Annotated in this window: 2 protein-coding genes; both read right to left on the bottom strand. The window is 35.2% G+C overall.

The annotated features are described in order from the left end of the window. The coding region (locus ADH31_RS07055) for a Cna B-type domain-containing protein (protein ID WP_053092313.1) at positions 1 to 1998 on the bottom strand (1998 nt) is incomplete at its 3' end. 284 nt (positions 1999 to 2282) lie between these two features. Continuing rightward, the coding region (locus tag ADH31_RS07050) for an LPXTG cell wall anchor domain-containing protein (RefSeq protein ID WP_049509795.1) at positions 2283 to 2486 on the bottom strand (204 nt) is incomplete at its 5' end.

Below are 2486 nucleotides of genomic sequence, written 5' to 3'. Positions count from 1 at the left end.
AGGTGTTACTGGACCTGGAGGTGTTACTGGGCCTGGAGGCGTTACTGGACCCGGAGGTACTGGTGGTTGATAGGTATTAATCAAAACTAGGTTCGTTTCATTATCTCGAACTATTTTTGATACATATCCCTCAGGAACATTGACTTCACTAATTGTATAGCTAATCATTTTTCCTGCTAAATATTTCGGAAGATTTGTAAAAGTATGAGTCCAATTATTATCTTCGTTCAAAATAACTTCTTGCCCTACTTTACTTCCATCAGCATAGAGTTGTACCTTAATGCTATTTGGGCGTTTCCCAGCTTTATTATCAGCATCCTCCCAAATCTTGCTGACTTTTAATTCTGTCACTTCAGGAGTATCTGGAATATTAGGGACATGTGTATTAGTGATGATATAGTTTGTCTGATCTATTTCTGTCGTATACCCCTCAACTTTGTCTTCTGCTACAGTATAAACAATTGCCTTTCCTTCAGCATCATTTTCAGGTAGCTGATCAAATGTAAAGTTCCAATTATCTTCTGATTTAACAGATTTACTTGCTACTTCTTTACCATTAGCCAAGAGACGAACAGTTATAGCATCTGGACGGACGCCAGCTTTATTATCAGCATCATCCCATATTTTCTTACCTTTTATACTTGTAGTTCCTCGATAAGTATTGGTAAATGTAGTTTCCTCATCACCGTAAGACACTGTTCCCATTTTGATACCATCATCATCCGTTACTGTTACAGTAACCTTTAGTTCATGACTATCATAATCGTAATTATTAGTGCTTTCAGGAATAACTTCACGAATGATATAGTTGTAAACTCCTTCTTTTTTATACTTAATCGCATTGAAGGTTACACTTCCATCTTCAGCATTTTTAACAATTTGAAGGGGTTCACTAGGGTTTGCAGCATCATAAAGTGCAAAGTTAAACTGATCTTTTTCTAGTTTTTTCCCTTTTAAAGTTTTGTGAGCCTTTAAGATAACTGATTCTGATTTTTCTGCGTTACCAAAACCTGATCCTGACTCTAGACGGACTTCACGTACCATACTACGTGTCTTAAAGTTTGTTGCAGACCATGCTAAATTATTCGATACTAATGAACCCGCAGGAACTCCATCTGGTAATTTAGTAGAGTATTCAATATACATTGCCCAATGATAGTTATCTCCAAATGGAATCGTAAAGCCTGTGATTCCTCCTTGAGCATTTTTAGTGAATACTGCCTTGTTTGAAAAGTTATCTGATGGCTCTAACGTGAGAATATGAGCTTCGTTACGAATTTTTGTTGGTTGTGTTGCATAACGAACTGCACGAAAACTCTCAGGAATTAAGGTTTGTCCATTACCAAAAGTATCCGTAATTGTCATCCCACGAATCATATCTTGATTGGCATTCAAGAGAATACGCCACTTAATAATACTTGGATCTGTATCATCTTGATAACCGTATTTCATTTCATAGTCGCCTGCTTCACCACTATCTTGTTTGTACTTGAAACTATAAGTCTTATGACCAATGGTAACAGTAACTGGTTGACTCTCCTTAACGACTTCTCGATTAATCGTTAAATTAAACTGTAAAGAAAGCTCTTTATTCTCAGGTCTCTTAGCAAAATAATCTGTAAAAGTTACTGTAACTTTTCCTGTACTAGGATCTGTTTGAGCAATACCAACCTTCGTGCCCTTACTATTTGTAACGTCAAAGGTCAAATTTGTAATCAATCTGAGCTCTCTAGGAATATCTAAAATCAATTGATCATTCTCAGAGATACTCTGACTATCTGGAAAAGTTAATTGATAAGTTGCGATTAAACGTTCCCCAGCAATAACTTCCACATCATCACTCAATTCAAGACCAGATCTCTCATGAATAATCTTAGTATCAAGATTATAACCCGTCACCGAATCTGCTTGAACTGTCTTTGCTAATTTAACTATTGATAAGCCTATTAGCAAAAACATTAAAAAAAATGTTAAACATTTAGACAATTTATGCTTCATAATAACCTCCTTTAAGATCAGAAAACATTTGATTATTTAATCAAATTATATCATACTTATTTAAAAAATATACAATTACTGACCATTTGTTTAATTAATTTTAAAGTTTTATTTTTATTCAAAGTTTTCGGTTTCTTAAATAAATTATAAAACAAAAAGAGAGGCATTAACCTCTCTTCTTGCGATTACATACACTTATTTAATAAATGTATAACCAACTTTAGAATATCTTTGGTTTAGATACTCAAAGATAAATCTTGAATCATTCTAGAAAACTAGAAATATTAAGCTTCATCTTCTTTTTTGCGTTTCGCAACCAAACCTAGTCCTACAAGACCAAGTGCAGCACCAAGTGCAGCAATTCCAGATTTAGATTGTTCACCAGTGTTTGGCAACTCAGGACCTTTAGGTTTTTCTGGTGTTGGTGGTGTTACTGGTGTTGGTGGTGTTGGTGGTGTTGGTGGTGTTGGCGGTGTTGGCGGTGTTGG

This window comes from Streptococcus pseudopneumoniae, from assembly GCF_001072375.1.
Classification (GTDB): domain Bacteria; phylum Bacillota; class Bacilli; order Lactobacillales; family Streptococcaceae; genus Streptococcus; species Streptococcus pseudopneumoniae_L.
This window is presented reverse-complemented; position numbering and strand designations above follow the sequence as displayed.